This is a genomic window from Marinithermus hydrothermalis DSM 14884 (genome assembly GCF_000195335.1).
In the GTDB taxonomy this organism is placed as follows: domain Bacteria; phylum Deinococcota; class Deinococci; order Deinococcales; family Marinithermaceae; genus Marinithermus; species Marinithermus hydrothermalis.
Genome location: NC_015387.1, coordinates 268,600 through 291,027, shown reverse-complemented (window position 1 = coordinate 291,027; position 22,428 = coordinate 268,600). Strand labels below are relative to the sequence as shown.

At 64.9% G+C, this 22,428-nt stretch carries 25 protein-coding genes, 1 pseudogene and 1 CRISPR repeat array; of the genes and pseudogenes, 10 read left to right on the top strand and 16 right to left on the bottom strand.

Going from position 1 to position 22,428, the window contains the following annotated elements; translation table 11 throughout:
• Nucleotides 1-250: 250 nt before the first annotated feature.
• Nucleotides 251-607: a DsrE family protein gene (locus MARKY_RS01530; protein ID WP_013703111.1), complete on the bottom strand. Its 357-nt coding sequence runs from the start codon at nucleotides 605-607 to the stop codon at nucleotides 251-253.
• Between the two features lie 102 nt (nucleotides 608-709).
• Here MARKY_RS01530 and MARKY_RS01525 point away from each other — a divergent pair, with 102 nt between their 5' ends.
• The 3 genes from MARKY_RS01525 to MARKY_RS01515 all read left to right on the top strand — a co-directional run bounded on the left by MARKY_RS01525 (nucleotide 710) and on the right by MARKY_RS01515 (nucleotide 3,076).
• Nucleotides 710-1,309, top strand: coding sequence for a ribonuclease HII (locus MARKY_RS01525; protein WP_013703110.1), 600 nt, complete (start codon nucleotides 710-712; stop codon nucleotides 1,307-1,309).
• A gap of 51 nt (nucleotides 1,310-1,360) precedes the next feature.
• On the top strand, nucleotides 1,361-1,870 hold the full coding sequence (locus MARKY_RS01520) for a DUF4384 domain-containing protein (protein WP_013703109.1): 510 nt from the start codon (nucleotides 1,361-1,363) through the stop codon (nucleotides 1,868-1,870).
• A gap of 126 nt (nucleotides 1,871-1,996) precedes the next feature.
• Nucleotides 1,997-3,076, top strand: coding sequence for a TRAP transporter substrate-binding protein (locus MARKY_RS01515; RefSeq protein ID WP_013703108.1), 1,080 nt, complete (start codon nucleotides 1,997-1,999; stop codon nucleotides 3,074-3,076).
• Between the two features lie 66 nt (nucleotides 3,077-3,142).
• Here the strand turns inward: MARKY_RS01515 and MARKY_RS01510 are convergent, their stop codons facing one another.
• From MARKY_RS01510 to MARKY_RS01500, 3 genes are all read right to left on the bottom strand, one after another.
• Complete coding sequence (locus tag MARKY_RS01510) at nucleotides 3,143-4,516, bottom strand: TRAP transporter large permease (RefSeq protein ID WP_013703107.1); 1,374 nt, start codon at nucleotides 4,514-4,516, stop codon at nucleotides 3,143-3,145.
• Entirely contained in the window at nucleotides 4,516-5,070 is a 555-nt protein-coding gene (locus MARKY_RS01505) for a TRAP transporter small permease subunit (protein ID WP_013703106.1), read from the bottom strand. Before MARKY_RS01505 ends, MARKY_RS01510 begins: the two co-directional genes overlap by 1 nt.
• Before the next feature lie 79 nt (nucleotides 5,071-5,149).
• Nucleotides 5,150-6,379 carry an MFS transporter gene (locus tag MARKY_RS01500; protein ID WP_013703105.1) on the bottom strand — a complete coding sequence of 410 codons (1,230 nt, stop codon included), beginning with the start codon at nucleotides 6,377-6,379 and terminating at the stop codon, nucleotides 5,150-5,152.
• 95 nt (nucleotides 6,380-6,474) lie between these two features.
• On the opposite strand from MARKY_RS01500, the gene folP reads away from it, so the two are divergent.
• Together folP and folB are read left to right on the top strand one after the other, a co-directional pair.
• Nucleotides 6,475-7,251, top strand: coding sequence for a dihydropteroate synthase (folP, locus tag MARKY_RS01495; protein ID WP_052297189.1), 777 nt, complete (start codon nucleotides 6,475-6,477; stop codon nucleotides 7,249-7,251).
• Complete coding sequence (folB, locus tag MARKY_RS01490; protein ID WP_013703103.1) at nucleotides 7,251-7,604, top strand: dihydroneopterin aldolase; 354 nt, start codon at nucleotides 7,251-7,253, stop codon at nucleotides 7,602-7,604. The genes folP and folB overlap by 1 nt, the downstream gene beginning before the upstream one ends.
• On the opposite strand, the gene folK is transcribed toward folB, so the two are convergent.
• A complete protein-coding gene (gene folK, locus MARKY_RS01485) occupies nucleotides 7,601-8,089 on the bottom strand; it encodes a 2-amino-4-hydroxy-6-hydroxymethyldihydropteridine diphosphokinase (RefSeq protein ID WP_013703102.1) in 489 nt (162 codons plus the stop codon). The genes folB and folK overlap by 4 nt on opposite strands.
• A 112-nt stretch (nucleotides 8,090-8,201) precedes the next feature.
• Here folK and MARKY_RS01480 point away from each other — a divergent pair, with 112 nt between their 5' ends.
• The gene (locus MARKY_RS01480) at nucleotides 8,202-8,600 is read left to right on the top strand and encodes a hypothetical protein (protein ID WP_013703101.1); all 399 of its coding nucleotides are present in this window, start codon (nucleotides 8,202-8,204) and stop codon (nucleotides 8,598-8,600) included.
• A gap of 64 nt (nucleotides 8,601-8,664) precedes the next feature.
• Here the strand turns inward: MARKY_RS01480 and MARKY_RS01475 are convergent, their stop codons facing one another.
• The 5 genes from MARKY_RS01475 to MARKY_RS01455 all read right to left on the bottom strand — a co-directional run bounded on the left by MARKY_RS01475 (nucleotide 8,665) and on the right by MARKY_RS01455 (nucleotide 12,513).
• Nucleotides 8,665-9,906: a bifunctional folylpolyglutamate synthase/dihydrofolate synthase gene (locus tag MARKY_RS01475; protein ID WP_013703100.1), complete on the bottom strand. Its 1,242-nt coding sequence runs from the start codon at nucleotides 9,904-9,906 to the stop codon at nucleotides 8,665-8,667.
• Nucleotides 9,907-10,302, bottom strand: a complete 396-nt coding sequence (gene perR, locus MARKY_RS01470) for a manganese-dependent transcriptional regulator PerR (RefSeq protein ID WP_013703099.1) — start codon at nucleotides 10,300-10,302, stop codon at nucleotides 9,907-9,909. It lies immediately after the preceding gene.
• Between the two features lie 81 nt (nucleotides 10,303-10,383).
• Nucleotides 10,384-11,301 carry a hydroxymethylbilane synthase gene (hemC, locus tag MARKY_RS01465; RefSeq protein WP_013703098.1) on the bottom strand — a complete coding sequence of 306 codons (918 nt, stop codon included), beginning with the start codon at nucleotides 11,299-11,301 and terminating at the stop codon, nucleotides 10,384-10,386.
• Between the two features lie 326 nt (nucleotides 11,302-11,627).
• Nucleotides 11,628-11,927 carry a restriction endonuclease gene (locus MARKY_RS11550; protein ID WP_281004379.1) on the bottom strand — a complete coding sequence of 100 codons (300 nt, stop codon included), beginning with the start codon at nucleotides 11,925-11,927 and terminating at the stop codon, nucleotides 11,628-11,630.
• A 37-nt stretch (nucleotides 11,928-11,964) separates the two neighbouring features.
• Complete coding sequence (locus MARKY_RS01455; RefSeq protein ID WP_041657758.1) at nucleotides 11,965-12,513, bottom strand: zinc ribbon domain-containing protein; 549 nt, start codon at nucleotides 12,511-12,513, stop codon at nucleotides 11,965-11,967.
• 67 nt (nucleotides 12,514-12,580) lie between these two features.
• Here MARKY_RS01455 and MARKY_RS12245 point away from each other — a divergent pair, with 67 nt between their 5' ends.
• The 4 genes and pseudogenes from MARKY_RS12245 to MARKY_RS12270 form a co-directional block, all read left to right on the top strand.
• Nucleotides 12,581-12,682, top strand: coding sequence for a P-II family nitrogen regulator (locus MARKY_RS12245; RefSeq protein WP_342626874.1), 102 nt, complete (start codon nucleotides 12,581-12,583; stop codon nucleotides 12,680-12,682).
• Nucleotides 12,675-12,887, top strand: coding sequence for a P-II family nitrogen regulator (locus MARKY_RS12275; RefSeq protein WP_425357337.1), 213 nt, complete (start codon nucleotides 12,675-12,677; stop codon nucleotides 12,885-12,887). The genes MARKY_RS12245 and MARKY_RS12275 overlap by 8 nt, the downstream gene beginning before the upstream one ends.
• A 211-nt stretch (nucleotides 12,888-13,098) precedes the next feature.
• Complete coding sequence (locus MARKY_RS01445) at nucleotides 13,099-13,359, top strand: ribbon-helix-helix protein, CopG family (RefSeq protein ID WP_013703097.1); 261 nt, start codon at nucleotides 13,099-13,101, stop codon at nucleotides 13,357-13,359.
• Nucleotides 13,356-13,511 (top strand): annotated as a pseudogene (locus MARKY_RS12270) (PIN domain-containing protein); the annotation flags it as partial. The gene MARKY_RS01445 and the pseudogene MARKY_RS12270, both read left to right, overlap by 4 nt.
• A 17-nt stretch (nucleotides 13,512-13,528) precedes the next feature.
• Nucleotides 13,529-16,984: direct repeats of the CRISPR family, unit length 37 nt; unit sequence GTTTCAATCCTCACCGGCCCCGAAGGGCCGGTGCAAC.
• Nucleotides 16,985-17,164: 180 nt separating this feature from the next.
• Here MARKY_RS12270 and cas2 read toward each other — a convergent pair.
• From cas2 to cas5c, 6 genes are read right to left on the bottom strand one after another with little or no spacing between them, the layout of a single operon-like run.
• Nucleotides 17,165-17,464, bottom strand: a complete 300-nt coding sequence (cas2, locus tag MARKY_RS01440) for a CRISPR-associated endonuclease Cas2 (protein ID WP_013703096.1) — start codon at nucleotides 17,462-17,464, stop codon at nucleotides 17,165-17,167.
• A gap of 3 nt (nucleotides 17,465-17,467) precedes the next feature.
• Entirely contained in the window at nucleotides 17,468-18,490 is a 1,023-nt protein-coding gene (gene cas1c / locus MARKY_RS01435) for a type I-C CRISPR-associated endonuclease Cas1c (RefSeq protein WP_013703095.1), read from the bottom strand.
• Complete coding sequence (gene cas4, locus MARKY_RS01430; protein ID WP_013703094.1) at nucleotides 18,487-19,065, bottom strand: CRISPR-associated protein Cas4; 579 nt, start codon at nucleotides 19,063-19,065, stop codon at nucleotides 18,487-18,489. The genes cas1c and cas4 overlap by 4 nt, the downstream gene beginning before the upstream one ends.
• Before the next feature lie 2 nt (nucleotides 19,066-19,067).
• Nucleotides 19,068-19,937 carry a type I-C CRISPR-associated protein Cas7/Csd2 gene (gene cas7c / locus MARKY_RS01425; protein ID WP_013703093.1) on the bottom strand — a complete coding sequence of 290 codons (870 nt, stop codon included), beginning with the start codon at nucleotides 19,935-19,937 and terminating at the stop codon, nucleotides 19,068-19,070.
• A complete protein-coding gene (gene cas8c, locus MARKY_RS11540; protein ID WP_013703092.1) occupies nucleotides 19,930-21,741 on the bottom strand; it encodes a type I-C CRISPR-associated protein Cas8c/Csd1 in 1,812 nt (603 codons plus the stop codon). Before cas8c ends, cas7c begins: the two co-directional genes overlap by 8 nt.
• Nucleotides 21,734-22,423, bottom strand: a complete 690-nt coding sequence (gene cas5c, locus MARKY_RS01415) for a type I-C CRISPR-associated protein Cas5c (protein ID WP_013703091.1) — start codon at nucleotides 22,421-22,423, stop codon at nucleotides 21,734-21,736. Before cas5c ends, cas8c begins: the two co-directional genes overlap by 8 nt.
• Nucleotides 22,424-22,428 lie beyond the last annotated feature (5 nt).

Genomic DNA, 22,428 nt, shown 5'->3' with positions numbered 1-22,428 from the left:
GGCGCGTCAGGGTGAAAAAAAGCGGGCCGGTGCGTCGGTCCAGCACGAGAACCCGCCGGTCGTGCCAGGCCAGGTGCAGCGCCGCGGAAAGCCCCGCCGGCCCGCCCCGACGATCAGCGTGTCGTACAGCAAACCTTCCATGAGAGACGGGCGCGGGAACCTGCCGGCTTTAGCCGACGGACGGGATGCGCCCGCTCCTCCTTTCGTCGTGCGTACCAGGCTTCGCTGCGCCTTTGGGGCCCCCGGGCGCCTAGAAGGTCAGCACCCGGTACCCTTCAGCCATCAAGCCGCGCAGGCTCGGGTGGTCCCGGTACTCCTTCAACAGCGGCACGCCCGCGGCCTCCACCTGATCGAGCACCCCGAAGGCCCGCGCGCAGTAGGCACACGCCCCGGCCACCACCTCCCGCAGCTCGGTGAAGGTACGGTGGTACTTGTGCGCCGGGTCGGCGAGCACCGGGACCCACTTGGTGCCCGCACCGTCGAAGAGGACCTTGACCTCGTCCCCGGCCTCCTTCAGCTCGCGTGCAGCCTCCAGCGCGTTCGCCAGGCGGCCGAGGTCCCCTCGAGTCTCCGTGTCCGCTAGGATAACCACCGCTACTTTCAACATACGGCCTTACTCTGCCTCGCGAAAGCGGGCTCGTTCCGTTAATTGCGCTACATACCTGCCACCCGGAAGCGGTTCGGCGACGGGACTGCTACGATAAGAGGCATGGCCGGCCTCGAGCTTCCCCTCTGGCGCGACGGCCTCGTGGTCTGCGGCGTGGACGAGGCCGGGCGCGGCGCGCTCGCGGGGCCGATCGTCGTGGGGGCGGTGATCCTGCCCCCGGGACCGCACCCCTTTCGGGACTCGAAGGCCTGCCCCCCCAAGACGCGCGAGGCCCTCCTCGCCCGGCTCGAGCGCACCGCCCTGGCGTACGCGGTGGGGGTCGCGGAGGCAGGGGAGGTGGACGCGCTCGGGGTCCTTAAAGCCACGCACCTCGCAGCGCACCGTGCCCTGGCCGCCCTCGAGGCGCGCCCCGACCACCTGATCACGGATTACTTGTTCCTCGAGACCGACCTGCCCCTCACCGCCGTGCCTAAGGCCGAGGAGAAAAGCGTGACGGTCGCCGCGGCCTCGATCCTGGCCAAGGTCACGCGGGATCGGATCATGAGGGAGTTGGATCGGGCGTACCCCGGGTACGGGTTCGCGCAGCACAAGGGGTACGGGACCCGGGCGCACCTCGAGGCCCTGGCGCGCCTAGGCCCGAGCCCGGTGCACCGGCGGCGGTTCGCGCCGGTCGCGCAGGCCCCGCTCTTCACGGATCCTTAAAACTCGCGCGGCCCGCTCATGCCGCCCCTTAGACTAGGGGAGGAGGTGGCCATGAAGCGAGGGCTTGCCTTGGGCCTTTTCGCCCTCATCCTTTCCGCGTGCACCGTTACCCTACGCCCCGGGGACGTTTCGCTCCGCATCGAGTTCGGGCTGGAGCTCGCCGACGTGATCACGCGCTTCGAACCCACCCGCGGCCCGGGCGCGGTGTACCGGGTGGGGGAGCCAGTACAGTTCGTGATCACGCTGCGGCAAGCGGGGTACGTCACGCTGGTCGCGGTGGACGAGGACGGCCGCGCGGAGGAGTTCGAGCGGAACCTCTTCCTGCCCGCGGGCACGCACACCCTGCCCCCGCCGGGAGCGCGCTACCGGTACGAGGTGAGCTTCCCGACCGGGGTGCAGCGGGTCCGGGCGATCTACACGAGCACCCCAGCCCCCGCCTCGGTGCGGTTCCGGGGGGTGTTCCAAAGCGACGGGCTGAACCGGCACACCGCGCTCTTCATCGAGAAAAGCGCCGCGCGGCTGCGCGACGTGCGCGAGACCTTCTTCCACATCGTGCCCTAGCCCCCGCCGCCCCCGAAGCGTATCTTCTCGTGCGGGAAAGGGGCACGCGCTTGCGTTTTTTTCACGGGCTCGCATATAATCACCCCGTACCACAACCCAATACCCTAAGCTTGAGGGAGGATAGTGATGAAGCGGCGTGAATTTATCAAAAAGGCAGCGGCGGGTGTTGCCGCGAGCACCGTGTTCGGCCCCGTCTACGCCCAAACCCGGCGGCGCTTCCGGTTGCGCATGGCCACCAGCTGGCCCAAGAGCCTGGACACGATCTACGGTGGCGCGCAGGACGTGGCGGACTTCGTCAAGGCCGCCACCGACGGGATGGTTGAGATCCGTCCCTTCGCCGCGAACGAGATCGTTGGCGCCCTCCAGGTTCTCGACGCGGTGCAGCAGGGCACGGTGGACCTCGGCCACACCGCGAGCTACTACTACATCGGTAAAAGCCCGACCTTCGCCTTCGACACCACGCTGCCCTTCGGCCTGACCGTCCGCCAGCAGAACGCCTGGTGGTACTTCGGCGGGGGCGGCGAGCTGATGAATAAGTTCTACGCCGACTTCGGGGTGATCGGCTTCCCCGCCGGGAACACCGGGGTGCAGATGGGCGGCTGGTTCCGCCGCGAGATCAACGACCTCGAGGACCTCAAGGGCCTGAAGATGCGCATTCCCGGCCTGGGCGGCAAGGTGATGAGCCGTCTCGGCGTGGACGTGCAGGTACTCGGCGCGCCGGAGATCTTCCCGGCTCTCGAGCGTGGCGTGATCGACGCGACCGAGTGGGTCGGCCCTTACGACGACGAAAAGCTCGGGTTCCACAAGGTCGCCCAGTTCTACTACTACCCCGGCTGGTGGGAGCCCGCCCCGCAGCTGAACCTGTACGTCAACCTGAAGACCTGGGAGTCCCTGCCCAAGGACGTGCAGGAAACCATCAAGAGCGCGGCCGCCGCGGCGAACGTGCGCATGATGGCCAAGTACGACGCGCAGAACCCCGCGGCCCTCAAGCGCCTCCTGGCCCAGGGCACCAAGCTGCGCAAGTACCCGAACGACGTGCTGCGCGAGGCGGAGAAGCAGGCCTTCGAGTTGTACGAGGAGATGGCCAGCCAGGACAAGACCTTCCGCGAGATCTTCGAGTCGTGGAAGAAGTTCCGCGAGGAGAACTACCGCTGGCACGCCACCGCCGAGCTGAGCTACGCGCAGTTCGCCTTCCCGAAGGTCTAACGCCTAGCGATCGCGCCGCCCCCCTCCCGGTGGAGGGGGGCGGTCCTTTCCTTTCTCGAGCTGCGCCTACCCCACCACGCCGTAGCGCAGCTGGGGCAGCCAGATCACCAGCTTCGGGAAGAGGATGATGAGGAGCAGCCCCACCAGCTGGATCACAATGAAGGGAATCGCACCGCGGTAGATGTGGCCGGTCTTCACCTCCGGCGGAGCCACGCCGCGCAGGTAAAAGAGGGAGAACCCGAAGGGCGGGGTGAGGAAGGAGGTTTGGAGGTTCATCCCTACCATCACGCCAAACCACACCAGCGCTAGGTCCGCATCCCCCCCAAACATCGGGGCGAGCAAGGTGCTCGCAGCCGGGGCCAAGAGCGGCAACACGATGAAGGCGATCTCGAAGAAGTCGATGAAGAAGCCCAGGATGAAGATCACCAGGTTCGCGACGATCAAGAAGCCGATCTCACCCCCGGGCAGGTTCGTGAGGAGGTCCTCCACCCACACGTCGCCGTACACCCCGCGGAAGACCAGGCTGAACGCGGTCGAGCCCACCAGGATCATCATGACCATGCTCGAAAGCCGCGCGGTCGCGTCCATCGCCTCCTTAAGCGCCGCGAGGGTGAGCCGCCGGTTCACGGCCGCGAGGAAGATCGCACCCAGCGCCCCGAACGCCCCGGCCTCGGTGGGCGTGGCCCAACCCCAGAAGATCGTGCCCAGCACCACCAGGATCAAGAACAACGGCGGGACCATGACCCGCATCACCTGCGCCGCCAGCCGCCACCCCGAAACGCTGCGCACCTCGAGGGGCAGGGCCGGCGCGGCCTTGGGGCGTACGATCGCCACGTACACGGTGTACAGGATGTACATCCCCGAAAGGAGCAGGCCGGGGATGAACGACCCGAAGAACAAATCCCCCACCGAGACCCCGAGCTGGTCCGCGAGCACGATCAGCACGATGCTCGGCGGGATCACCTGCCCCAGGGTGCCCGACGCGGTGATGATCCCGCTCGCGAGTTCCTTGGAATACCCGTAGCGCAGCATTACTGGCAGGGAGATCAAGCCCATCGCCACCACGGTCGCGCCCACCACGCCCGTGGCCGCCGCGAGCAGCGTCCCCACCACCACCACGGAGATCGCCAGGCCGCCCCGAAGCGGCCCGAACAGCATCCCCATGGTTTTCAACAGGTCCTCCGCCAGACCCGACTTCTCCAGCACGGTGCCCATGAAAATAAAAAACGGCACCGCGAGGAGCGTGAAGTTCTGCATCGTGAAGAAGATCCGCTCGGGTAGGGCCTGTAGGAGCGCGAAGCTAAAGAGGTCGAGCTGAATCCCAATAAACGCGAAGATGAGGGCCGTGCCCCCCAGGGCGAAGGCCACCGGGTACCCGGTGAAGATCAAGACCAACGCCCCAAGGAACATCAAGGGAGGGATCAGATCCTCGATGTACATCAGGCCCACCCCTCCCCGCCTTCTTCCTCAAGGCTCAGCACGCCCCGCAAGACCGCCACTCGCTTGATCGCCTCGGACACGCCCTGAAGCAACAGCAGCACGAACGCCACCGGGATCGCCGTCTTGATCGGGTACCGCGGCAACCCCCCCGGGTCGGGCGAGACCTCGAGGACCGCCCAGGAGTTACTCACCATCGGCCAGGACACCCAGATCACCAGCAACGAGAACGGGATCAGGAAGAACACCGCGCCCAGCAGGTCGATCCAGGCGCGCTTCCTGGAGGAGAGCTGCGCGTAAATCACGTCGACCCGCACGTGCGCGTTGTGCTTCAAGGTGTACGCCGCGCCCCACAAGAACAGCAGGCTAAACAGGTACCACTGCAGCTCGAGGTACGCGTTCGAGCTCAGGGAGACGCCGGTGTACTGGCCGAGCTTCCGCGTGACCGCGTTGTACACGCCGATCACAACCATGAAGAGGACCAGCCAGTACATCAGCCGGCCGATCCGTTCGTTCAGAGCGTCGATCGCCCTGGATACTCGCAACAAGGTCTGCATCGCTAGCCTCCATGCAATGCGGCACTACGGTAATCCTAACGGAGGCTGCATCCTTATTCAAGGCCGCCCACACCCCGCCCTAGCGCACCCCCCGCACCTGACGCACGAGCACGGTCCCGGCAAAGAAGGCCAGGGCCGCGAGCACAAACACCGCCGCGTACCCGCTCCCCGCCTCCGCCTGGTTCATCCGGTCCACCACCCCTCCGAGGCTACCGGCGAGGACCTGCGGCAGCACGATCGAGGTCTGCCAGATGCCCATGTCGGTCGCGTGCGCCTTCGGGTTGGGCAGCACATCCGCCGCGAGCGCCCAATCCACCGCGAGGTACGCACCGAACGCCAGGCCGAACACCACGCTCAAGCCGATCAGCACGTCGAACCGCGGGTAGAGCAGTAGCGGCGCGAAGGTCAGCGCGAGCACCCCGCCGCTCGCGTAGATCACCGCCTTGCGCCCCAGCCGGTCGCTCACCCGCCCGGCGGGCACCGCGCTCAACGCGCCCCCCAGGCTGATCAACAGGCCCAGCAGGGCCACTGCCTGGAAGGCCTCGCGGGCCAACGTGCGCCCAAAGGCCGCAAAGGTGCGCACCACGTCCGCCAGGTAGAACTGCAGGTAGGTCTGCACCGCGTACTGACCGAACATCACCAGAAACCGAGTGGCCCACACCCAACGGAAGTTCGGGCTCCGCCAGGGGGCCAGCAGGCTCGCCACGAACGCCTCGCGGCGCGGTGGGACCCCCACCGGCTCGCGGATCACCGCCGCGGTCCACGCGGCCGCCAGGAGGTTCACCAGCGCGATCAGGTAGAACAACCCCACCGGGTTGGGGGCCAGCACCCCCACCCCGCCCGCCGCGACCTGCGCCACCAGCTGCAGCGCCCCCATCCACCCGGAGGCCGCACCGCGCCGGTCCCTAGGCACCAGGTCCGGGATCAAGGCGGAGTACGGCCCCGTCGCGAGGTCATCCCCCACCTGCAAAAGCAGGAACGCCAGGAACAACGCCGCGTAACTCGGCGCGTGCGCCATGAGGACCAGCGCCAGCGCCGTGACCAGGCTGCCCACCACCAAATACGGCAGGCGCCGGCCCCAACGGGTGGGGAACCGATCCGAAAGGTACCCCATGACCGGCGGCCCCACCAGGGCCATCACCGCGCCCACCGCGAGGAGCAGCCCGAGCTTCGCGTTCTTCTCCCCCTCCGGCACCACGGCGGCCACGCGCGCCGGGAGCAGGGCGAGCAGCACCAGGAACCACTTGAAGCTCGTCGCGAACCAGTAGGCGGAAAGCGAAAGGTACCACGCGGTCGTAAACGCTCGCATTGGCCCCAGTATAGGTATAGAAGCCCGGGGCGTATAATGCCCTCGTGGTTCTCGAGCTTCGCGAGCACGCCCTCGACCTCACGCGCGTTCGCCTCATGGGAGTGCTGAACGTCACCCCGGACTCCTTCTCCGACGGCGGGCGGTACCTCACGGTGGAGGCCGCCCTCCTCCAGGCCCGCCGGATGATCGCGGAAGGCGCGGACCTGATCGACCTGGGCGGCGAGTCCACCCGCCCCGGCGCCCAACCGGTGCCGGTCGAGGAGGAGAAGCGCCGGGTGCTCCCGCTCCTAGAAGCCCTCCTCGAGCTCGGGGTCCCCATCAGCGTCGACACCCGCAAGCCCGAGGTGGCTCAGGCAGCGCTCGAGCTGGGCGCGCACCTCCTCAACGACGTGACCGGCCTGCGCGACGCGCGCATGCTCGAGCTCGCCGCGCGGTACCGGGTGCCCGTGGTGATCATGCACATGCCCGTACCGGACCCCCAAACGATGATGCAGCACGCCCACTACGACGACGTGGTCGCCGAGGTCAAGGCCTTCCTCGCTCGCCAAGCCGCGCGGGCCATCGAGGCGGGCGTCCCTCAGGTGGTGCTCGACCCGGGGATCGGGTTCGGCAAGCGCCTCGAGCACAACCTCGAGCTGATCCGCCGCTTGGACGAGCTCGCGGCCCTGGGGCACCCGGTCCTGCTCGGCGCGAGCCGGAAACGCATGATCGGGGAGCTCACGGGCGTCGAAGCCCCAGCCGAGCGCGTCCTGGGCACGGTCGCGGCGCACCTTTACGGCGCGGCGCGCGGGGCGCATATCCTCCGGGTGCACGACGTGCGGGCGCACCGCGAGGCCCTCGCGGTCTGGGAAGCGCTCGAGGGGGGGCGGTGATGGGCCGGATCGTGATGCAGGGCCTCGAGTTCTACGGGCGGCACGGGGTCAAGCCGGAGGAGGGCACGCTCGGCGCGCGGTTCGTGGTGGACGTGGAGCTCGAGGTGCCCTTCGAAGGGCGGGGGGACCGGATCGAGGAGACCGTAGACTACGCGGCGGTGTACGCAACCGTCGCGGAGGTCGTGACGGGCGAGCGCTTCTACCTCATCGAGGCGCTCGCGGACCGGCTCGCGGGAGAGATCCTGGCGCGCTTCGCGCGCGCCGAGGCGGTCACGGTGCGGGTGCACAAGCCGCACGCTCCCATCCCCGGGGTGTTCCGCGACGTGTACGCCGAGACCCACCGCGCGCGTTAGGGCCGCCACACCCGCACGCCCACCCGCCCTACCGCCTCGAGCAACGCCCGGTAGGTGCGCCCCAGCCGGGGGTGCACCGCGTCCGGGATCAGGTCACACAGGGGCGCGAGGACGAAGGCCCGCTCGTGCAGGCGCGGGTGCGGCAGGGTGAGCGCCTCCGCGTCCAGCACCACGTCCGCGTACAGCAGCAGGTCCAGGTCGATCGTGCGAGGCCCCCACCGCTCGCGGCGTACCCGGCCCAGGCGGCGCTCGATCCCGAGCAGGGTCTGGAGGAGGGGTTGGGGCTCGAGGCGGGTCTCGATCTCGGCCACCAGGTTCAGGTAGGGCCCCTGACCGCTTGGGCCTACGGGGGCGGTCTCGTAGACGCGGGAGAGCCGGGCAAGCCGGATGTTTTCGGTCCGGCCGAGCGCGCTAAGCGCGGCGAGCAGGTACCCGGCGCGGTCCCCGAGGTTGGAGCCGAGGGCGACGTACGCGGTTCGCGTCACGACCGCAGCTTACCAGATGCCCCGAAAGAAGCGGAGCGGTACGCTAAACTACACATCTTGCCTTCATTTATTCTATTATAGAAGCAATCCTATACTATAAGAAGGTGCAGTTATGGACCTGGTAGGCGCGATTATTGCCGGACTCATCGGCACCGCGGTGATGACGATCCTCATGTACATGGCCCCCGCGATGGGCCTACCCAAGATGGACGTGATGGGCATGCTGGGCACCATGTTCACGGAAACCCCGAGCTCCGCGCGCGGGATCGGGGCCGTGATGCACTTCCTCATGGGAGCGGTCTTCACCCTGGTGTACGCTGGGCTCTGGAGCGCTGAGCTCGGGAACCCCACCGCCGGATGGGGGATCCTGTACGGCCTCGTGCACGGGGTCATCGCGATCCTCGCCACCCCAATGATGATGCGCATGCACCCCCGCCCCCCCAGATGCGCGCCGGCCCCGCCACAGCCGCAGGCCAACTCCTCGGGCACGCCGTCTACGGCCTGGTCGTAGCCCTTGTGTACGCGGCCTACGTGTAAAAAACCGTAACCGCAAAGGGTTCCCCACCGGGAGCCCCTTACTGCCACCGCACCTCCGGCTCGAGCCCCGCCAGGTACCGTTTGACCTCCCCCACCAGGTACAGGCTCCCCGCCACCACCACCAGTCCCTCCGGGGGCGTCACGGCCAACGCCCGCTCGAGGGCCTTCGCCGATTCCTCCACGACCTCCGCGCCCGGAAAGTGCGCGTGTAAGGCCGCCGGGTCCATGGCACGCGGCGCGGCGTACCGGGTCACCACCACCCGCTCGAAACACTCCCTAAAGGCCGCCGCGAACGCCCGGGGGTCCTTGTCCTCAGAAAGCGCGAGGACCAGGGTTCGGGGCCAGCCTGAAAAGTGCGCCTCCAGCGCCCGCCCCAGCGCCCGCGCCCCGTCCGGGTTGTGCGCCCCGTCCAGCAGCAACCGCCGCTCCGGCAGGTACTCCATCCGCCCCGGGTGCATAAACCGCTCCAGGCCGGACCGCACCGCCGCCCACCCCACCCCCAGCCGCCGCGCGGCCACCGCCGCGAGGGCCAGGTTCTCCGCCTGGTGCGCCCCCAAAACCGGGGCCCGCAGCCGGTGCCGCCCCTCGTACGCCAGCGTGAACGCGACCCCTTCAGGCCCCAGGGCCACCCCCTCCAGCGCAAACGCCTCCCCCAGCACGAGCAACCTAGCCCCCACGCGCCCGGCCTCCTCCCGCAACACTCGAAGCCCTTCCCCCCGCGCCGCGGTCAAGGCCGAACGCCCAGGGCGCAGGATGCCGGCCTTCTCCCGCGCGATCTGGGCGAGCGTCGCCCCCAGCCAGCGCTGGTGGTCCAACCCCACGTTCGTGATCACCGAAAGCACCGGGTCCACGGCGTTCGTCGCGTCGAACCGCCCCCCCATCCCCACCTCGAGGACCGCCCAGTCCACCCCCCGCCGCGCGAAGTGCACGAGGGCCAGCACGGTCGCCACCTCAAAGTACGAGGCCCCCACCGCCTCCGCATGCGGCCGGACCTCCTCGAGCAGCGCCGCGAGCTCCGCGTCCTGGATCTCCTCACCGCCCACGCGAATACGCTCGTTAAACCGCACCAGGTGCGGGCTGGTGTACACGCCCACGCGGTACCCCGCCGCCTCTAGAATGCCCCCCAACGCCCGCGTGACCGAGCCCTTCCCGTTCGTGCCCCCCACAACCACGGCAGGAAAGGCGCGCTCCGGATGCCCCAGGCGCGCCAGCAACGCACGAATGCGCCCCAGGCCAGGGCGAACCCCTTGCAGCTGGAGCGCGTTCAACCACTCGAGCATCTAAGACGCGAGCCGGTCACGGCATGCGGCGCACACGCCCTCGAACTCCACGTGCGCCGCGCGAATCTCATGCTCCGGGTACGCTGCCCGCGCAGCCCCCACAAGCTCCGGAAGTTCCACCTCGAGGTCCACGATCTCCCCGCAGCTCGTGCAGATCAGGTGGTAGTGCGGCTTCCGGTTCGCGTCGTACCGGGTGGCCTCCCCGCCCCGGCTGATCGGCACCAAATACCCTTCCTCCACCAACGCGTCCAAGGTGCGGTACACGGTGCCCAAACTGATCGTGGGCACGAGCTTACGCACCTCCTGGTAGATCCAGGCGGCGTCCGGGTGGTTCCGCGCGCGCTGGACCACCTCGAGCACGGCCTTGCGTTGGCGGGTCAAGCGCTTCATCGCCATCTTGGGCCCAGTATACCCAGCCGCAGGAAGAATTGCCAAATCCCGAGCCGATTAGATTAGATTCGCCGCGTGCCCTGAGCGCTACTGCTCTAACCGCAACCCCTCCAGGATCCGCTTCCCCCCCTGCTCGAGGATGTCCCGCGCGAGCTCCGCACCAAGCTCCCACGCCTCCTCCGCATCCCCCTCGATCTCCCCGTGAATCATCGAGGAGCCGTCCGGCGCCACCACCACGCCCTCCAAGCGCAGCGTCCCGTCCTCCTCCACGTGCGCGAGCGCCCCCACCGGCGCGAGGCACCCCGCCCCCAAATGATGCAGGAAAGAACGCTCCGCGGTCGTGCGGTCGTCCGTCGGGTGATGGTGAATGCTGTACGCCAACTCATCCGCGATATCGTCCCCCTCGCGCACCTCGAGGGCCAACGCGCCCTGCCCCGGCGCGGGCAGCATGATCTTCGGATCGATGAAGGCATCAATCCGGTTCCGGAGGTCCAAACGCAACAACCCCGCCGCAGCCAAAATAATCCCGTCGAACTCCCCGGAACCCAGCGCGGAAAGGCGCGTGTCCACGTTCCCCCGCAGCTCCCGCACCACCAGGTCCGGACGGTACGCGAGCAACTGCGCCTTCCGACGCACCGAGCTCGTACCCACCACTGCGCCCTCGGGCAGGTCCTCGAGCCGCCGGATTCCGTTCCGCCCAATGAAGACATCCCGCGGATCCACCCGCTTCGGGATCGATGCGATCACAAGCCCCTCAGGCTGCTCGGTAGGCAAGTCCTTCAAGGAGTGCACCGCGATATCGATCTCGCCGCGCAGCAGGGCTTCCTCGAGTTCCTTGACGAAGATGTCCCGGTCCGTGGGGGGCGCCCCCCGGTCCCCGCGGGTCTGGATGGTCTTGATCTTAAACTCCGCTTCCGGCCACTGCTCCTTCAAGCGCTCCACGACCCAGCGGGTCTGCGTCAGGGCTAGGGCGCTACCTCGCGTGCCTACGACGATCACACGCATACTCACCTATATTATCGGATCCTCACCCGCACCCACCTTTACCCGCCTTGCAAACCCGCCCCAACGCAGTAGCACATCCCAGAACGCTCCTCCACCCAAAACGCTCGGCAGCGAGCGGGTCCCCTCCGCCTCGATTCCATATCATCGAAGCAGAGCTGCAGGCCGTGCTGAGCCGCGTGGGCATGCCACCGAGCGGCTCGAGCCCCTACCTCCATCAACGGCAAGCATGCGCGCAAGCACCGCTCGTCCAACCCACCCCAAGATTTGACTCGACTGGGACTGAAAAGAATCAGGGGTTGCCCTTACCCCTCTTCAGCGGCCCGTTTTTAAGAGGGCTCCTCGAAGAAATCACGATCCACCGCTTTCAGTTCGTAGACCGATTTAACGGTTACACCCACGTTGTGCTCTATCATTAAGCGCGCTAGAGTTTCCCCATCGATCAGCACCACCTTTGGATCCAGGTGTTTGACGAAATCATGCGCTTCTTTTGTGAAGCTAGACGTAGTGATGAACACGCCCTTCCTAGCCTTCTTTCCATGCAACGCGCCGACAAATTTCCGTACTTCCGGGCATCCCACGGGATTGCTCCACTGCTTTGCTTGAATGTAGATCACGTCGAGCCCCAGCTTGTCCTCATTGGTCAGCTACTGACGGCTAAAGCCGTCAGCTTGCCGGGAGGTGAAGGCGCTCAAGACGATGCCCCAGCATCAGGGCCAGCTGACCGTGGCCCGGGCCCGCGGAGCCCGCTCCTTGGGCCAACGCCCTCCGGGCGATATTCACGCTCGCCACCCAGTCCGCGTTGTGCTGGAACCCGCAAGCCTCGCAACGGAAACGGGCCTGGCTCCGGCGGCTGGCCTTGGAGGTGTGGCCGCACCGGGAACAGGTCCGGCTGGTGTGCCTAGGCCGGTCGTAGTCACAGGACGTAGCCTGGTAGTGCTTGGCCCGTTGCCCCTTACGCCTCACCACCCGAGCGATGGCCTGCACGGCGAGGTTAGCGGAAAGCCCCATCGCCCGGAGGTCCCGGTAAACCAGGCGGTGCAGCGCAAAGCGGCGAAAGGTGCCCGTGCGCTTAGCGACCCGCAAGACGTGGTTGCACCCTTCGGCGAAACGCTTGGCCGTGGCCTCCAGGGCCTCGGCCTGTTCGAGGGTGGGCTTCAAGGTGCAACGCACCGTAAGGGTCTGCACGAAATGCGAAAGGAGGTGAGGGCGCATTCCTCCGTCGGCTAAAGCCGACGGTCTACCGCGCCCGTTTTCTATGAAGGGCCTTAAACTCTACCCCATGAAGAAGGTGGAGATCATCGTGCGAGGGGAGGACCTGAACTTCGTGCTGGACCTGCTCGAAAAGGCGGACGTGAGCGGGTACACCATCGTCCATCTTTAACCTTTCGGGTAAAGGAAGCCACGGGTTTCACGAGGGGCACCTCCTCTTTAACGAGGAGGACACCCTGGCGATGGTGGTGTCGGTAATGCCTGAAGAAAAAGCGCTGTCGATCCTCGAGGGGCTCGCACCCTTTTTGAACAAGCATTCCGGGGTGGTGTTCGTCTCGGACACGATGGTGAGCCGCCTGGAAAAATTCAAGAAATAAGGGTTCCTTAATTAAGCCGCACCCACCGCCCCCGCTCGGGGCACGGCTCGCCTTCCTCCTCATGCTCATCCTTGTTCTTGCGCTGGGCGTGCACGTCCGCGGCTTCCGCATTTCAATCCTCACCGGCCCCGAAGGGCGGGTGCAACACGAGGGGGTGAGGCGGCTTGGTGCGTAAGGCTGGGAACGTAGCGGAAGGGGGGGAGCCCGTATAATGGGGGCGGTGAAGCAACTAACCGTGCCGGACGACGTCTTCGAGGGCTTGGAGAAGCTGAGGCGGAGCATGCGCACCTCGCGCATTGAAGCGCTCCGCTGGCTTATTCGTCGGGAGTTGGCCTTCCGCGAACTCGATCGGCTGTGGCAAGAGCAATCAGAGCGAAACGCCGACTTGTCCGAAGAAGAGGCTATGCGGATCGCCCTCGAAGCTGTCCAAGAGGTGCGGCGTGCTTCACGCTCTAAAGGGCGCAAGCGTTGAGGCTGGTTCTTGACACCAACGTCTACGTCAGCGCGCTGATCAAAAGAGAAAGCAACCCGGGGCGGCTGCTCACGGCATGGCGGGCTGGGTTTTACAACTTGCTGATCTCGCCGCCCCTCTTTGCTGAGCTGGAAGGCGTACTCGCACGCAAGAAACTCAGGCGCTATGTGTTTCAATCCTCACCGGCCCCGAAGGGCCGGTGCAACGTGAACGTGGTGGAGGGGGAGCTCGCGCGGCTCGAGTTTCAATCCTCACCGGCCCCGAAGGGCCGGTGCAACCGCTTACGTGCGTACCTCAAAACGATCACCAACCCTGTTTCAATCCTCACCGGCCCCGAAGGGCCGGTGCAACGCTTGAGCGTCTTTTTTACCGACCGCAACCTAGGGGTTTCAATCCTCACCGGCCCCGAAGGGCCGGTGCAACCCGCGTGCTTCTCGTGCAGGACGCGCACGGCGTGAAGTTTCAATCCTCACCGGCCCCGAAGGGCCGGTGCAACCCCTCGGGGTGAGCGAGCCCACGCTGCGCCGCTGGGCGTTTCAATCCTCACCGGCCCCGAAGGGCCGGTGCAACCCGCGTGCTTCTCGTGCAGGACGCGCACGGCGTGAAGTTTCAATCCTCACCGGCCCCGAAGGGCCGGTGCAACGTGGGGCAAGCGGGCGTACCCGACGAGGTACGGGAAGGGTTTCAATCCTCACCGGCCCCGAAGGGCCGGTGCAACCTTAAAAAGCCGCTTCGCCTGCTCGTTGACACCCCGGTTTCAATCCTCACCGGCCCCGAAGGGCCGGTGCAACACCGGCACCTACGCCACCCCAGCGGGCAATGGCAGTTTCAATCCTCACCGGCCCCGAAGGGCCGGTGCAACAGAGCGCCTCGAGGTACCGGCGCCCCCGCAAGGAGTTTCAATCCTCACCGGCCCCGAAGGGCCGGTGCAACGTGGCGCGCCTACCAGCGCATGGTGCTCGAGGGGCAGTTTCAATCCTCACCGGCCCCGAAGGGCCGGTGCAACGTAGTACGTGATGGGGGACAGGTACCCCCGCTCGATGTTTCAATCCTCACCGGCCCCGAAGGGCCGGTGCAACACTGGTTCAACCGGTCCTGCACCTCGAGCAGCGCCGTGTTTCAATCCTCACCGGCCCCGAAGGGCCGGTGCAACGTAGGCAAGCACATCCCGCTCGGTAGCGGACTCACCGTTTCAATCCTCACCGGCCCCGAAGGGCCGGTGCAACTCGAGCTGCTGGAGGCCTGCCGTGCTCGCGCCTGAGGTTTCAATCCTCACCGGCCCCGAAGGGCCGGTGCAACAAGGACCCAAAACGTTATACTCGGTGCAAACACGAGTTTCAATCCTCACCGGCCCCGAAGGGCCGGTGCAACGTGGGTCCTGGACCGCGTCGCGCCGCACCTGGCGGACGTTTCAATCCTCACCGGCCCCGAAGGGCCGGTGCAACACTCGTACTCCAAACCGTACTGTTGGGCGATCTCCGTGTTTCAATCCTCACCGGCCCCGAAGGGCCGGTGCAACGGGCTCGGGGCTCGCCCGTGCCCGTCAAGGCCCCGGGTTTCAATCCTCACCGGCCCCGAAGGGCCGGTGCAACAGGGTGGAGGTGAGGTATAGCATGCAAAGGACTGAGCGCGTTTCAATCCTCACCGGCCCCGAAGGGCCGGTGCAACAAACCCAAGCTGGAGGCGTACGACGCGCAGGCCCTGTTTCAATCCTCACCGGCCCCGAAGGGCCGGTGCAACTCTTCGTGGGGGAGGAGGTCGGGTGCCAAGGCTCCCGTTTCAATCCTCACCGGCCCCGAAGGGCCGGTGCAACGTATGCCATGAGCATCAACGCTTGGACTCGGTACAAGTTTCAATCCTCACCGGCCCCGAAGGGCCGGTGCAACCGGTTCCGAAACCCGCGCGTGCGGGCGTGCGCTTTGTTTCAATCCTCACCGGCCCCGAAGGGCCGGTGCAACGTAATTCTTTTCGCCGCCCCCCAGCTGAGCCGGCAGGTTTCAATCCTCACCGGCCCCGAAGGGCCGGTGCAACATGCCATGAGCATCAACGCTTGGACTCGGTACAAGGTTTCAATCCTCACCGGCCCCGAAGGGCCGGTGCAACTCGCTCAGGCTGGGCACGTGCGCGGGCACCCCGTGTTTCAATCCTCACCGGCCCCGAAGGGCCGGTGCAACGCCCCTGCCCGTCAAGGCCCCCGCCCGTCCAAGCGCGTTTCAATCCTCACCGGCCCCGAAGGGCCGGTGCAACTCGCCAGGACGTTTGGCCGCGTGGCAAACGCGGCGGGGTTTCAATCCTCACCGGCCCCGAAGGGCCGGTGCAACCCGTCTCCTTGGAGATTGAATTCCCCCACAAACACACGTTTCAATCCTCACCGGCCCCGAAGGGCCGGTGCAACCTGTATGTCAAGTCACGTGAGTTTAGACTGGGTATGTTTCAATCCTCACCGGCCCCGAAGGGCCGGTGCAACGCTCCCCGGAGAGGGCCATGAGGCGATCCCGCACGTTTCAATCCTCACCGGCCCCGAAGGGCCGGTGCAACACGCCAGGTACTTACGCCAGTCGGGGTGCTGCATGATGTTTCAATCCTCACCGGCCCCGAAGGGCCGGTGCAACGGGAGGCCAGGCATGAGCGTGTGGGAAGCCCTCAAGTTTCAATCCTCACCGGCCCCGAAGGGCCGGTGCAACGCGATACACCAGCGCAAGCCCCACCCCCCCACGCCTGTTTCAATCCTCACCGGCCCCGAAGGGCCGGTGCAACCCGCACAACGCGGTGAGCGCCGCGCGGTCATCCAGGTTTCAATCCTCACCGGCCCCGAAGGGCCGGTGCAACCAATTGACGAGGTTTACAGTATCGATTCTAGAGCGGTTTCAATCCTCACCGGCCCCGAAGGGCCGGTGCAACCCGTGAGGACCCCCGCCAAAACCAAACCTAACGCGTTTCAATCCTCACCGGCCCCGAAGGGCCGGTGCAACTCGCGTAAAGATCCAAGTTCATTACAGCGTTACCGTTTCAATCCTCACCGGCCCCGAAGGGCCGGTGCAACAAGCGTACGCACGGGGGGAGGTGCAGGTCCTGGTGTTTCAATCCTCACCGGCCCCGAAGGGCCGGTGCAACCATCACGTACGACGGGGCGTTGCCGTTGCGGGTCGAGTTTCAATCCTCACCGGCCCCGAAGGGCCGGTGCAACCCGGATGGGTCGGGTCGTGTACGCGGTGCCCTCGATGTTTCAATCCTCACCGGCCCCGAAGGGCCGGTGCAACAGGTCCCCCGCGTCCGCCCGGTGCGCGACCCCCGCGTTTCAATCCTCACCGGCCCCGAAGGGCCGGTGCAACAGCGCGTACCGCATCTACTCTCCCCCTCCCTCATGAGTTTCAATCCTCACCGGCCCCGAAGGGCCGGTGCAACGGTGGGTAGGGTGTAGCTACCATCCCGGTTTTGCCGTTTCAATCCTCACCGGCCCCGAAGGGCCGGTGCAACCTCGAGCTGCATGCGGAGGCGGCTCGCGGCCTCGTGTTTCAATCCTCACCGGCCCCGAAGGGCCGGTGCAACTGCCCCAGACCACGAGGACCGGCCCGTGGTAGGCGCCTGGTTTCAATCCTCACCGGCCCCGAAGGGCCGGTGCAACGGCATACGCTATATACAGCGTAAACATCAGGGTCGTTGATCGCAAAATCGCGAACCTACTTCGTGCACCTTCACTATAACCCCGAGCAATAATTCCCGGGACCCAGTTTTCAATGTCCCCACGGGCTCAAACCCCGAATCGCGAACCTCCCAGGATTTTCACTCCCACTAAGGGTTCGCGCTACACAACCAAAGGGTCATCGAAGTCGATGTAGCGGTCTACGCCATACTGACGTAAACTCCGCTCACGCCCCCCGTGTAACACATAGATCCTGAGGCTGTCGTTCTCGGGATCTATGATGTCAAGCAGTTTCGCCTCAAACTCCTCAAGCTGGGCCTCCGTTACCCTAAGCTCAAACACGGAAAACTGCACCCGTTGACCGAAGTTCTTACAAACCTGAGCTACCCGCCGCAGTCGCGACCTCCCCTCGAGGGTCGTGGTTTCCACATCGTAGGTTACCAGTACATCCAGTCGTTTCAAGACTCACCTCGGCGTGAATGCCACGTACGTCTCGAGATCCTCTCGAATACGCCGTGCTAAAAGCCGCGCCTGAACATGCCAGACTAGCCCCACAGGGATTTTCTCCTTAAACAAGGGGTGAGAAACTTCTTCTTGCTTCCGCTTCTGGTAAGCCACGATTACCTTTTTTCTTCCCTCCTCGTTGAGCATCACCGCCCCACCTGGGCGGTAGTCGAAGTCCCGTGTGCTGACCTGCTTACGGTTTATCAGGCTTAGGGCTAACCTATCCGTAAACCAGGGGCGGAACTCCTCCATCAAATCCAAAGCGAGCGCCAGGCGGCCAGGGCGGAGGGCGTGGAGGTACCCGACCTGCGGGTCCAGCCCAACGCCTTCAAGGGCAGAAGCCACGTCGTTCATTAGGAGGGTGTAAAGGAACGAAAGCAAGGCGTTCACCGGGTCGCGTGGTGGGCGGCGGTTTCGCCCGGAGAAATTGATTCCGGGCACTCGCACGAGATGAGCAAGCGCAGTAAAGTAATGCACTGCTGCCATGCCCTCCACTCCCCTTAGTTCATCCAGAGTCACGGCGCGCTGCACAGCTTCCTGGAGGTGAAGGAGCTCTTGTAGGGGAGCTTCCACCCTCGGTGCCAGGTCCGGATCGTCCCGACGCGCTCGTAACAGTACACCTCGAGCGTTCCGGATCTTCCCGAGAACGAACCCTCGAGCCAACTCCAGGGTCATCTGGGGGGTGTCGAGTGCTTTGTGCTGGGCGCGCCGCAGCAACACGTTGCCCTGGACCGGGCCTTGCAGACGACCGCGGAACCGCCCGCTGCGGGTGTAGTACACGAGCTCCTTTCCGTCCTCCACGAGCTTGTGAATCAGGAACGGGCTCACCAGCACCTGCCCAAACACCGCCACGTTCCCCAGGTGATGCAGCGGCACCCGCAAACGGACCTCATTCTCGACCTTAACCTCCAAGACCTCGTGGTCGAGGTGAAGGTAGGCTCCCTGGGTCTGAACAAAGAGAGTGTTGAGCAGTACGCGGTTCATGTGAGTCCTTCAAGGCGGTCTCGGGCCTGGGGCAGGCAGGCTGCTACCAACGAGCAGTCCTTGCAACGCGCGTCGTTCACGGGTGGGGGTAAGGCGGGGTGTGCTTGAAGCGTGCGGATTGCCTGCAGCACCTCCATAACCTCGGCGCGTAACGCAGGGGTAAAGGTAACCTCGCGACGCCGGCGGCTCTGGCGGTAGTAAAGTGCTCCTTTGCGCACCGGTACGCTGAACATCTCCTCGAGGCAAAGGCCCTGCGCCGTGAGCTGGAGCGTGTCAGCGTGCCGGGCGCGACGCTCCCCTACCTTGTGCTCTACAGGGTAGGGTGTGTCCTCAAGGAACTCCACCACGTCTGCTTGGCCTACCAACCCCAGCTGATCGGACCAGAGGGGGAGCCCGTACTCCACCCGCATTCCTTCCCGCGCCATGCCTTCGGGCGTATGTACCTGCGCGTGTGCGCGGTGCCCGCGTAGCGTGTAGAGGTTGTCCTCCCAAATCTGCTCGATGTGGATCAAGGCGTACTGGCGGGGGCAGTAAGCGTAGTGCTGGATGGCGGAGATGGGTACGGGCTCCTCCATGGCTAGCCTTTCCGAGGATCCACCAGGCAGGTGAGTGTCACACCGCTGGGGGGCAGACCGATCTCTACCGTGTAGTCGTTGAAGCAGCGCGGGGCTTCAACGCCGGTTTTCCTGTTGATCCGGATGAGTTCGAAGAGCTTGTGGGCGGGAGCGTTGCCCTTGGGATTCTCATGGCTGAAGATGCAAAGCCCGCGCACGTGCATCTCACCGCGGGAGGCTGAGCGATCAAAGTCAAAAAGGTGCTGTAATGCCTCCCAAAAGAGGGCCAGGTCGTCCCGACTTACCCAACCGCCTGCCAGGAAAGGATTGTAGAAACCGTGGGCGCGGTACAGCCCGTAGGGTACCAGGGGTTTCTTCCCCATCTCGGTTTCGCCGCTCTCCATGCGTTCCTCCGTGGTGCGTGCTTTGCGGGTGATGGTGAGTTCTAGGGGGAGGACGGGGTCTAGGGAGCGGGCAAAGGTGAACTGAAGAGGGCCGCGCACCTGCCCTGCGTTGTAATCTCCAGTTGTGAGTACTGCGCCGAACATGCGGATGTCGTAATAGCGGCGGAGCATCTCGGCCTGGAGATCCTTGTTCGGGCGTTTGCTGTTTTTCTCGGTCCCGATGGCCTGAGCAGCTTCCTCGATAAGTGCGTTTAGGGCGGATTCACTTTGAATGAAGATTCTATAACCATCCGCGTTCTGCTTGACCAGCGTCACGTAATCCCGCACCTTGCGCTTGAGCGCCACGTCGGTCACGATGCCCTGCATGGTTTCAGGATCCACGCGGGGCATGTTCCCTGCATCGGGGTCTCCGTTGGGGTTGCCGTCCTTGACATCGAAGAGCAAGACGAACTCGTGCCGTTTGGTAGGGTCCAGGTGAAGTTCACTCATGCTGCACCTCCGCTTCACTCAAGTTTTCCTCCTTGGTTTTTTCCCGGAAGCTCGCCCGTTGGTGGTAAAAACCTAACGCGAACTCCGCTTGTTCCTTCAAGGTGAGGGTTTTAGGGAACCCGCCCGCGTCATCCAAAGCGCCGAGGATCTCCTCCACCAGAAGGTTCAGCCTGCCTGCCTTCGGCAGGTGTGCGACCGCTGCAGTGCGGAGGAGCATCCCGAAGGTGGCCGCGGGCGCGGTTGAAGCCGCCCCATAAAAACGCTCGACCAGGGTGCGCTTGAGGTTAAAGCCCTGGGCGCGTTTCTGGGCTTCCTCGAGGACTGCGAGCAGTCTTCCCGAAAGGTACGCTGGGGTTTTGTGGCTTGGGTTAAGTTTCTCCATGCGCTCTACCTCCTTCTTCCCGTAGAACAAGGTGAGTTTGAGCAGCGAAGCCAAGGCCCTTAATCGCCAGGATTCTCTGGGATTCTCGAGCACACGCGCGTTCCGGAAACGCACCACCGCGGCCTGCAACAACCCTGCTGGGGGTGGGTCGCCCAGGTAGGCGGTGCGCAGCAACCCCCGTAAATGGTTAGGGTTTGCACTCTCCAAGGCGCGCACGAGCTCCCCGATAGCGCGCGGCTCGGCGGGGCCTCCCCCAGGTGGAACGATGCAGGTGGCGGAGAGGAAGGTCCGCAGGGTTTCCTTGAGGGTGGTGAGGGAGACGGCCATCCAATCCCTAAGCGCGATTCGTCCCACGTTGGGTGAGAGTACGGCCAGGTAAAACCCGTAGTCGTCAAGGTTTAGGTGGGAATCGACAGGACGCCACGGTAAGGACAAGAGTTGTTGTAACTGAGGCAGGGTGGGCTTGGGCGTTATGGGTTTTGACGCGAAGCTTTCGGAAAGAACCTCGGAGATCAGCGCGTTGAGTTCTCCCCCATTCAGGTTTTGTGTACCGATCTCTATCGCGGATGGCGATTTGGTCCAGAAGAGGGCAATCTGGTTGGTGAGTGCGTCCCGCTTGTTCGAATCGGAGATAAGGGACTTGCGGTGATTTTCCGATTGGCTCAGGTAGTTGAAGGCCCTCGAGGCCGTATCGGCGCACGGGAGGCAAAGCCCGATATGTGCGTTGTTTTCTGGGGAACTGCCCCCGTAATACGAGGGGAAAGCCGATTGGTTGAACGAGTGCAGCGGCGCGTTGCCCACGAGCTTAACGCCCAGCGGAATGCGCCCTACTAAACGGACCGCGTGCTGCCCGCAAACCGCGCACTGCCCAATCACCTCCCCTCCCCTGGGAGCTGCGCGCTCCGCAAGTTCCGTAACCCAGAAACGTACCGCCTCCGGGTGTTCAAAAAGAGGGGTTCCTTGTAACGGTCCGACTTCTGGAACAAACTCCACCCACTCCTTCGAGAAAATCTCGGTTGACTCGAGTTGATCGCGCCCCCAACCCGCTCGCAGTCCCTCCAATAAGCGTTCAACCTCTCGCGCTAGGTCCTTATCCCTCAAGTCAGGCCAGGACAGGAACTTCTCCAGAAGCGCGCAGAAGGCTGCGAACTTCTCCTTCGCTCTTTTTTCGGGGGAGCCTTTAGGGGTTCGGTCCACCCCTAGGGCGTACCCCGCCTCGTCCACCAGAAAATGCGCTTGCACCCCCGAGGTGCGACCGGAAAAGGGCCGGGCTGCATTTCGATCAATAGGCGTTAGCAGGAAACGATCCGGGAAAACGCGCACCCGCCAACGGATTGGTTCTTTGTAGTAGTAGTATCCAGGCGGTGGAAGCTTTCCCTGTTGCTCCAGGGCCTTCCCCAACTCCACGAGCGCCTTAAACATCCTCTCCCTCCAACCGGCGCAGTTCTCGGTACAGGGCTTGCGGCACCTCGAGCCAGCCGTTTTCCACGCGAGCTTCGAAAAAGAGGGGTTGGGCGTAGCCTTTGACTGGCTTCGTTTTTCCGGGGCGTTTGAAGCTCAACTCTTTGCGTTTATTATCCTCGACGAAGGCGATGTCGAAGAGCATGGTCCCGATCTCAAGATCAAGCGCGGGTGGTGCCTCCCCGTTCATCGGCGCGAAAAAAGCCGTGAACTCTCTGGTGCCCAGGTAGGGCGTGTGGTGGTACTGGCCGCGCTCCACGCGGCGGCGGAATTGATCCGTGTACTTGAAGACGGGTTCGGTAGCGTGGGAGCGAAGGTGAATCTCGGCCTCGATCAGGTAGGCGACGTCCTTAAGCACCAGGCTCGTGCGTTGCTGGCGGTCGTGCTCAACGATGATGGGGGTGCGCCCCTGGCGCGAAGCGATCTCATTCCTCAGGATGGCCACCTGCCGACCGGGCTTTAAGACCCCGATGCGCCGGATCTGGTAGCGGATCTCGGGTTTCCAGAAGATGGCCTCGAGCACACCTCGGGCTGCGCTTGGGGTGATCACGGGGTAACTCACCCGTTCCACCTTGAACTCCGGGCGGGAAAAAAGGGCATACTCGCCCCAGACCCGGATGCTGACCCTACCTACCCTTTCCACGTGCT

Excerpts from the sequence above, each read along its gene's own strand:
- cas8c (WP_013703092.1), bottom strand. The coding sequence starts at position 21,741 with ATGTTTAAGGCGCTCGTGGAGTTGGGGAAGGCCCTGGAGCAACAGGGA.
- MARKY_RS01445 (WP_013703097.1), top strand. The coding sequence starts at position 13,099 with ATGGGGGCGGTGAAGCAACTAACCGTGCCGGACGACGTCTTCGAGGGC.
- MARKY_RS01505 (WP_013703106.1), bottom strand. The coding sequence starts at position 5,070 with ATGCAGACCTTGTTGCGAGTATCCAGGGCGATCGACGCTCTGAACGAA.
- MARKY_RS01515 (WP_013703108.1), top strand. The coding sequence starts at position 1,997 with ATGAAGCGGCGTGAATTTATCAAAAAGGCAGCGGCGGGTGTTGCCGCG.
- MARKY_RS01475 (WP_013703100.1), bottom strand. The coding sequence starts at position 9,906 with ATGCTCGAGTGGTTGAACGCGCTCCAGCTGCAAGGGGTTCGCCCTGGC.
- MARKY_RS01480 (WP_013703101.1), top strand. The coding sequence starts at position 8,202 with ATGGACCTGGTAGGCGCGATTATTGCCGGACTCATCGGCACCGCGGTG.
- cas7c (WP_013703093.1), bottom strand. The coding sequence starts at position 19,937 with ATGAGTGAACTTCACCTGGACCCTACCAAACGGCACGAGTTCGTCTTG.
- MARKY_RS12245 (WP_342626874.1), top strand. The coding sequence starts at position 12,581 with ATGAAGAAGGTGGAGATCATCGTGCGAGGGGAGGACCTGAACTTCGTG.
- hemC (WP_013703098.1), bottom strand. The coding sequence starts at position 11,301 with ATGCGTGTGATCGTCGTAGGCACGCGAGGTAGCGCCCTAGCCCTGACG.
- folP (WP_052297189.1), top strand. The coding sequence starts at position 6,475 with ATGGGAGTGCTGAACGTCACCCCGGACTCCTTCTCCGACGGCGGGCGG.
- cas4 (WP_013703094.1), bottom strand. The coding sequence starts at position 19,065 with ATGGAGGAGCCCGTACCCATCTCCGCCATCCAGCACTACGCTTACTGC.
- MARKY_RS01530 (WP_013703111.1), bottom strand. The coding sequence starts at position 607 with ATGTTGAAAGTAGCGGTGGTTATCCTAGCGGACACGGAGACTCGAGGG.
- MARKY_RS01525 (WP_013703110.1), top strand. The coding sequence starts at position 710 with ATGGCCGGCCTCGAGCTTCCCCTCTGGCGCGACGGCCTCGTGGTCTGC.
- folB (WP_013703103.1), top strand. The coding sequence starts at position 7,251 with ATGGGCCGGATCGTGATGCAGGGCCTCGAGTTCTACGGGCGGCACGGG.
- MARKY_RS01500 (WP_013703105.1), bottom strand. The coding sequence starts at position 6,379 with ATGCGAGCGTTTACGACCGCGTGGTACCTTTCGCTTTCCGCCTACTGG.
- MARKY_RS01510 (WP_013703107.1), bottom strand. The coding sequence starts at position 4,516 with ATGTACATCGAGGATCTGATCCCTCCCTTGATGTTCCTTGGGGCGTTG.
- cas1c (WP_013703095.1), bottom strand. The coding sequence starts at position 18,490 with ATGAACCGCGTACTGCTCAACACTCTCTTTGTTCAGACCCAGGGAGCC.
- perR (WP_013703099.1), bottom strand. The coding sequence starts at position 10,302 with ATGGCGATGAAGCGCTTGACCCGCCAACGCAAGGCCGTGCTCGAGGTG.
- MARKY_RS01455 (WP_041657758.1), bottom strand. The coding sequence starts at position 12,513 with ATGCGCCCTCACCTCCTTTCGCATTTCGTGCAGACCCTTACGGTGCGT.
- MARKY_RS01520 (WP_013703109.1), top strand. The coding sequence starts at position 1,361 with ATGAAGCGAGGGCTTGCCTTGGGCCTTTTCGCCCTCATCCTTTCCGCG.